General features: G+C 65.2%; 6 protein-coding genes and 1 rRNA gene. 3 read left to right on the plus strand and 4 right to left on the minus strand.

Features of this window, described 5'->3' with window-relative positions; translation table 11 throughout:
• The first annotated feature begins 60 nt into the window (after positions 1–60).
• Positions 61–1,476: a DUF4032 domain-containing protein gene (locus AB0N24_RS26110; protein WP_104176226.1), complete on the plus strand. Its 1,416-nt coding sequence runs from the start codon at positions 61–63 to the stop codon at positions 1,474–1,476.
• Between the two features lie 19 nt (positions 1,477–1,495).
• Here the strand turns inward: AB0N24_RS26110 and AB0N24_RS26115 are convergent, their stop codons facing one another.
• On the minus strand, positions 1,496–2,866 hold the full coding sequence (locus AB0N24_RS26115; RefSeq protein ID WP_364131109.1) for an FAD-linked oxidase C-terminal domain-containing protein: 1,371 nt from the start codon (positions 2,864–2,866) through the stop codon (positions 1,496–1,498).
• A gap of 332 nt (positions 2,867–3,198) precedes the next feature.
• On the opposite strand from AB0N24_RS26115, the gene AB0N24_RS26120 reads away from it, so the two are divergent.
• Positions 3,199–4,935: a glycoside hydrolase family 13 protein gene (locus AB0N24_RS26120; protein WP_364131112.1), complete on the plus strand. Its 1,737-nt coding sequence runs from the start codon at positions 3,199–3,201 to the stop codon at positions 4,933–4,935.
• Between the two features lie 46 nt (positions 4,936–4,981).
• Positions 4,982–6,013: a LacI family DNA-binding transcriptional regulator gene (locus tag AB0N24_RS26125; protein ID WP_364131115.1), complete on the plus strand. Its 1,032-nt coding sequence runs from the start codon at positions 4,982–4,984 to the stop codon at positions 6,011–6,013.
• 15 nt (positions 6,014–6,028) lie between these two features.
• Here the strand turns inward: AB0N24_RS26125 and AB0N24_RS26130 are convergent, their stop codons facing one another.
• The 3 genes from AB0N24_RS26130 to rrf all read right to left on the minus strand — a co-directional run.
• The gene (locus AB0N24_RS26130) at positions 6,029–6,586 is read right to left on the minus strand and encodes an N-acetyltransferase (protein WP_364131118.1); all 558 of its coding nucleotides are present in this window, start codon (positions 6,584–6,586) and stop codon (positions 6,029–6,031) included.
• A 10-nt stretch (positions 6,587–6,596) separates the two neighbouring features.
• Positions 6,597–7,088, minus strand: a complete 492-nt coding sequence (locus tag AB0N24_RS26135; protein ID WP_364131121.1) for an SRPBCC domain-containing protein — start codon at positions 7,086–7,088, stop codon at positions 6,597–6,599.
• Positions 7,089–7,194: 106 nt separating this feature from the next.
• Positions 7,195–7,288, minus strand: a 5S ribosomal RNA gene (gene rrf / locus AB0N24_RS26140); the annotation flags it as partial.

The raw sequence follows: 7,288 nt of genomic DNA on the forward strand, positions 1-7,288 counted from the left end.
AGGCGCGGCTTTCCTGACTTTGTTTAGGCACCCCGCCCCTACGTACGGAAGAATTGGCACATGACCGAGGAAAGCAACGCCCAATGGCACGACGAACCCACCGACTACGGCCAGATCGGCAAACTGCCTCGGTTTGAAGCGGCCAGCGCCAACGACGACAAGAGTTCCAACGTCTCCAGCAACCTGAGCATCACCGCCGCCGCGGCTGATCCGGAGCTCCTGGACCTGCCGTGGCACATCGCCTTGGAGGACTGGCCGGCTGAAAACCTCGCCGCGCTTCCCCGCGGTATCTCCCGCCACATTGTGCGCTTCGCCCACCTCGGCGGCTCCGTGATTGCCATCAAGGAAACGTCAGAGCACGTGGCCCGCCATGAGTATCACATGCTCCGCAAGCTGGCACGCCTGGACGTGCCCTGCGTTGAGCCCGTGGCCGTCATCACCGGCCGCACCACACCGGACGGCAGGCCGCTGAACCCGGTGCTGGTCACCCGCCACCTGAAGTTCTCCATGCCCTACCGTGCGCTCTTCTCGCAGATGCTGCGCAAGGACACCCTCACCCGCCTGATTGACGCCCAGGCGCTGCTGATGGTGCGGCTGCACCTCATCGGCTTCTACTGGGGAGACGTTTCGCTCTCCAACACCCTCTTCCGCCGCGACGCCGGCGCGTTTGCGGCGTACCTCGTGGATGCTGAGACGGGCGAGCTGTACCCGGACCTGTCCACCGGCCAGCGCGAATACGATCTCGAGATCGCCCGGGTCAACATCGCCGGTGAGCTGATGGATCTGCTGGACGGCGGGCTGATCGAGGAGAAGGTGGACCCGGTGGCCACCAGCGAACTCATCATGGACAGCTACCGGCGGCTCTGGACAGAGCTCACGGCAAAGGAATCGTTCGAGATCGGGGAACGCTGGCGTGTGGCCGCCCGGATCCGGAAGCTCAACGAGCTGGGATTCGACGTCGAGGAATACGCGATCAAGACCACCCAGAACGGCTCCACCATCCAACTGCAGCCCAAAGTGGTGGACGCGGGTCATCACCAGCGCCGGCTGCTGCGGCTCACGGGACTGGACGCCCAGGAAAACCAGGCCCGCCGCCTGCTCAACGACATGGACTCGTTCCGGGCGGACAACAACCCGACAATGGACGAGGAATACAGCGCCCACCTCTGGGTCAGCCAGATCTTCGAGCCCATTGTCCGCTCGATTCCGCGCGACCTTTCCGGCAAGCTCGAACCGGCGGAAGCCGTCCACGAGGTCCTGGAACACCGCTGGTACATGTCCGAAAAGCAGGAACGGCATATTCCGCTGGCCGAAGCAGTGCAGTCCTACATCGACTCCATCCTTCGGCACCGCCGCGATGAGGCCGCAATCATGCTCAACCCGGACACCGAGCTGCTCAAGATACTGGAAGTGGAGACCGAGCAGTCCCGGTACGGCGACGAGGACATCGACGAATACCCGGACGCCGACGACTAAATCCCGGGATGCTTCTGGCCTAGATGGCCTTTCCGGGGTTCAGGATGCCGGCCGGATCGAAGAGTTCCTTGATCCGGCGCTGCAGTTCACGCACGGGTTGGGGCTGTTCCAGGCCCAGCCACCGCAGTTTGTACTGCCCGATCCCATGCTCGCCGGTGATGGTGCCGCCCATCGCCAGGGCCACCGTGATGGATTTGTCCAGAGCGGCGCCCAGCCGCTGCATGGCTTCGGCGTCCACCTGGTTGTCCAGCCGGTCCACCCAGAACGTGGGGTGCAGGTTGCCGTCGCCGGCATGCGCCACGACTTTGAGCTGTACGCCGTGGGCGACGGCCATGGCTTCGAGTTCGCCGACGTAGTCTACGAGCCGCGAGCGGGGCACGGCCACGTCCTCCCCCACCCGGTATTCGTCGTCCACTTCGACACCGCGGCTGTTGCGCCGCAGTTCCACCAGCTGCTCGGCTTCGGCACTGGCCTCCGTGGTCACCGTGGCTCCGCCGGCCGCAAGGACATCGCGGACCACGTCAGCTTCCGCGGCTGCTCCGAAACCATCCGTCTGGATCAGCAGGAGCGATGCCCCGCGGGCGCTCAGGTCCGAGCCGTGGATTTCGTCGAGCTGACGCAGCGATCCGCCATCGAGCAATTCCATGATGGCGGGCTGCACGCGCGCCTTCCCGACGGCCAGCACGCCCGACGCTGCGCTGCGGAAATCCGGGTAGAACGCGGCGATGGTGTGCACTTCGCGGGGCAGGTACTTCAGCCGCACCGTTGCCCCCACCACTATTCCGAGCGTCCCTTCGGAGCCAACGAACAGGCCCGTGAGGTCGTAGCCGGCAACCCCCTTGAACGTCTGGTGGCCGGTGTGGATCAGGGATCCGTCGGCCAGCACCACATCGAGTGCCAGCACGGAGTCGCGGGTGACGCCGTACTTGGCGCAGCGCAGCCCGCCGGCGTTGGTGGCCACATTGCCGCCAATGGTGGATGTCCGGAAGCTGGCGGGGTCCGGCGCGTACATCAGCCCGTGGACGGCCGCGGCGTCGTTGAGGTCGGCGTTGATCACGCCGGGTTCCACGACGGCGGTCTCGTCGTCAGGGTTCAGGTCCAGGATGCGGTTCATCCGTTCAAGGCCCAGCACGATGCAACCCGGGCTGGCATGGGCGCCGCCGGAGACACCCGTCCCGGCCCCGCGGGCAACAATGGGCACGTGGTGCTTGGCGCAGGCTGTGACAACCGCCTGGACGTCCGCCACCGTTTCGGCCAAGACCACGGCCAACGGCAGCTGGTAGTCAAGAACCGGGGCCTGGTCTATGGCATAGATGGCCAGGGTCTGTTCGTCCACGGCTAGCTTCCCGGGCTCCAGGATGGTTTTGAGCTCGTCAACAATGTTGCCCATGCGGCCTCCAGGTCCGTCGATCCGGCCTTCAGTCTAGTCCGCGGGGGCCCCGCGTGCCTGCAGCGCCGGCTGGCAGTGCCGCCATGGCGCACATCTGCAAGCGCTTCCAAAGTTGCCGGACGGAGTCGCAGTGGAAAGCCACATTACTCGGCGGTAGCGGGCGATGCAAGAGCTACCATCGGGGCAGCCCAAGACCGGCATTGTCCCTAGACTCCAATCCCGATAGCCGAAAACCGCGACATCCAGAAACAGGGAAGACGCGGCGCAATGAGGCCTACGTCACAATTGGAAGCGTTTTCAGTCCTGGGAAGATCCGTTCTACGATTACCGGTATGTCCGTTGACTCAATGCTCGAAGCCCCCGCCGCCTCGGCCGGGCCACTGACCTTGGTACACACCGCCGACGACGTCCCCGGGTGGTGGCGGTCCGCCGTCATCTACCAGGTCTATCCGCGTTCCTTCCGCGACCTGAACGGGGACGGAATCGGTGATCTCGCCGGAATCACGGCAGAGCTGCCGCAGCTGGCCCGGCTCGATGTCGATGCTGTCTGGCTATCGCCGTTCTACCGGTCCCCGCAGAAGGATGCCGGCTACGACGTCAGCGACTACTGCGATGTCGATCCGTTGTTTGGCACCCTGGCCGACTTCGACGCCATGATGGCAGAAGCCACCCGCCTGAGCCTCCGCGTGATCGTGGACCTCGTTCCCAATCACTGTTCGGACCAACACGCCGCCTTCCAGCAGGCCCTCGCCGCACCGGCCGGCAGCCGGGAACGTGACATGTTCATCTTCCGGGACGGCCGCGGCGCATTTGGTGAAGAACCGCCCAACAACTGGCAGTCGCACTTCGGCGGACCGGCCTGGACCCGCATCACGGAGCCGGACGGCGCGTCCGGTCAGTGGTATCTGCACCTCTTTGACGCCTCGCAGCCCGATTTCAACTGGGACAACCAGGCGGTCCACGATGAATTCGAGCGCGTGCTTCGCTTCTGGCTGGACCGGGGCGTCGCCGGTTTCCGCGTGGACGTTGCGCATGCCCTGGTGAAGGCTCCCGGTTTGCCGGAGTGGGGCGGCCGGGCCGACGGCGGCAGCTCGGACGGCTACCCCGGCCACGAGGCACCGATGTTCGGTCAGCCGGCCCTCCACGACATTTACCGGGCCTGGCGCCGGATCCTCGCAGAGTACGGTCCTGACCGTATCCTGTGTGCCGAAGCCAACGTGGATCCGTTGCCCCGTTTGGCAGACTGGGTCCGGCCGGACCAGATGCACCAGGCGTTCAATTTCCCGTATCTGCATGCTGGACTGGATGTTCGCCGCCTCCGCGGCGTCATCACGGATTCGTTGGTGGCACTGGACGCCGTCGGCGCGCCCAGCACATGGGTTCTCTCCAACCACGACGTCGTCCGCCACGCTACTCGCTTCGGCTACGACGGCGCCGCACCGCGCGATGGCGACGGGATCGGCATCTTTGACCATCAGCCCGACCTCGTGGCGGGCAGGACCCGGGCAGCGGCGGCATCGATGTTCATGCTCGGGCTGCCGGGCGGGGCCTACCTCTATCAGGGCGAGGAACTGGGGCTTCCCGACGGCATCGATATTCCGGACAGCCAGCGGCAGGACCCCACGTTTGCACGGACGGGTGGCGAACGGCTGGGCCGTGACGGGTGCCGGGTGCCACTGCCGTGGCGTGCCGCCGAGCTGCACGCCGGGTTCGGGTCCGGACAGGCCCCGTGGCTGCCGCAGCCGGAGAGCTTCCGTGAACTGGCACGTGATGCCCAGGCGGAACAGCCGTCGTCGCATTTGAACCTCTACCGCCGGATGCTGGCGATGCGCAGGGAACTCGACCTGGGTCGGGGGTTCTTGGCATGGCTGGAAAGCTGGTGTACCGATACGTCCCTGGCCTACCTCAACGGAACCACGCTTGTGGTCATGAACGTCGGACGGGATGCCATGGAACTCCCGCCGGGCGTGGTGCTGCTGCGCAGCTCGCTGGCGGCAGCGGAAACGCACGACGGCGGCCATCAGCTAGGCTCAGGTGAGACGGTCTGGTTGAACCTGCCACTTGGGTGATCCTGCTGTCGCCTGGATTCGCAGTTGAGGACACGGAGAGCTAAATATGCCCGGCATCAAGGACGTCGCTAAGCGGGCGGGCCTTTCCACCGCAACGGTGTCGCGGGCACTCAGCGGAAAGGGAAATGTCTCGGCACGCAGCCGCGAACGTGCCCGGACTGCCGCGGCTGAGCTCGGTTTCGTGTTGTCATACCACGCCTCCAGTCTCGCTTCCGGCCGGAACCACAACGTTGGTGTGGTGGTGCCTTCCGTCCACCGCTGGTATTTCTCCGCGGTGGTGGAAGGCGTCTCGGCCACGTTGCTCGACGCCGGATACGACCTCACGCTCTACAACGTCAGCGAAGGCCCGGACAGACGGCACAGCGTGTTGAACGATTTCCTGCTGCGGAAACGCGTGGATGCGGTCATCGCTGTCTCGCTCGAGCTCAGTGCAGCCGAGATACAACAGCTGCTGGCCATCCACCGGCCAATTGTGGGTATCGGTGGTCCCTTGCCCGGCGCCTCCACCATCCGGATAGACGACGCCGGCATAGCCGAGGCCGCCACCAACCACCTGATCCGGCTGGGCCATTCCAAGATCGCGCATATGACGGGAGATGCCTTCTTCGAGCAGGACTTCCGGCTTCCGGGTATGCGCCAAGGTGGATATCACAAGGCCATGGGGGCTGCCGGGCTGACGGTGCGGCCCGAATGGCAGGTGTCCGCCGACTTCACCGTCCAGGGGGCCTACGCGAGTGCCAGGCGGTTGCTGGGCGGCACGTCCGAACGTCCCACCGCGGTGTTCGCTGCTTCGGACGAGATGGCCATCGGCACGATCCTGGCGGCCCGCGATTTCGGCCTCCGGATCCCCTACGACCTTTCCGTCATCGGCATCGACGGCCATGAGCTTGGCGAGGTGTTCGGACTGACCACCATCGACCAGGACGCGCGCGGCCAAGGGGCATTGGCAGTGCGGCTCCTGTTGGCAGGGTTAGAGGACGCTGCCGACGGCGGCGCAACCGACACGGAATTCCCCACCAACCTCGTGGTCAGGTCCAGTACCTCCGTGCCGCCCGGCGATACCGGGCCAACGCACTAACAACTTTGCCCGCGATTAGGCGTCCCGCTCCGCCGATGCCAGCTCACGCTCCATGATGTTTTCCTTCTTGCTGGTATCGAGCGGGTATACCTCCCGGCGTCCGGTGTCATGGAAACCGTGGCGTGCATAGAAACCTGCCGCGCGGGAGTTGTCCTCGTGGACGCCCAGTTGCAACAGCCCGGCTCCCAGTTCCTCTGCCGCGGCCTTGACCGAATGGCGGAGCAGCTCATCCGCAAGGCCGGTTCCGCGGTGCGGGGCAGACACATAGACACTGATGAGCATGGCCTGGAGGGGCCGGTTAGCCTCCTGTGGGTTTTTCACGACCACCCGCATCAGACCGCAGAAGGCCCTGGCCCCGCCAGTATCCTGGGGAAGCTCTTTGGAAAGCTCTTCAGGAATCTCCTCGACGACGAAAGTCACGCTTCCGGGGGCTGTCATCGCGACGGCCCGGTTCCGCCATTGGCCCGCTGTCTGCTCCTGGGCGGACTCGAGTGATTCCACATAGGCAGCCGGGGTGTCGGCGAGCATCTCCAGCCTTACGGCACGCAGCCGCTCCCAGTCCCCCGCAACCATGCGCCGGACCCTAGCCAACTTCACCGCCCATAAACCGCACGAAGCGGGCCAGGACGTCCGGCCAGCCGGCATCGTACTCGGCGCGAGTCCGTACCGGGTCCTCGGCGCCCTCCCAGCCGTCATGAACGAGACGGAGTTCCGTCCCGCCATCCACGGCCCTAAACGCGACCCGTAGCTCCGTGGACCACAATGCCGTGGTCCCGGGGTGCCAGCTGGCATGAAAGGACATCGGGGGCTGCCAGTCGTCTATGGAGCCCCAGACGGCTGTGCGGCCATCGTCGGCAGTTTCGAGGACCAGGTTTTCTTCGAACTCGACGTACGAGCCGGCGCCGAACACACTGTGCTCCTCGAGCGGCCACCAAAGGTGGGTGTGTTCCGTAAAACCGATGAATGCCTTGGAAACCGGTCCGAGCACCACCACTGTGTGAACGATGGCGTCCAGGGCATCTACGGGCTCGGATGCTTCGTCCGCAGGGGACGCGTGGCTGAAGAGGTTGTCCATGGTCAACAACTTTACCCGGCAGCCGGCCCGCCCTGAGCGGTACTGAAACAGCCGTTAAATGGCTCAGGCCCCGACATTCCTTGTCGGGGCCTGAGCTCTAATTTATGTCCGGCGGTGACCTACTCTCCCACACCCTCCCGGGTGCAGTACCATCGGCGCTGTGGGTCTTAGCTTCCGGGTTCGGAATGGGACCGGGCGTT

Origin of the sequence: Arthrobacter sp. NPDC093128, assembly GCF_040683875.1 — a bacterium.
Lineage (GTDB): Bacteria > Actinomycetota > Actinomycetes > Actinomycetales > Micrococcaceae > Arthrobacter.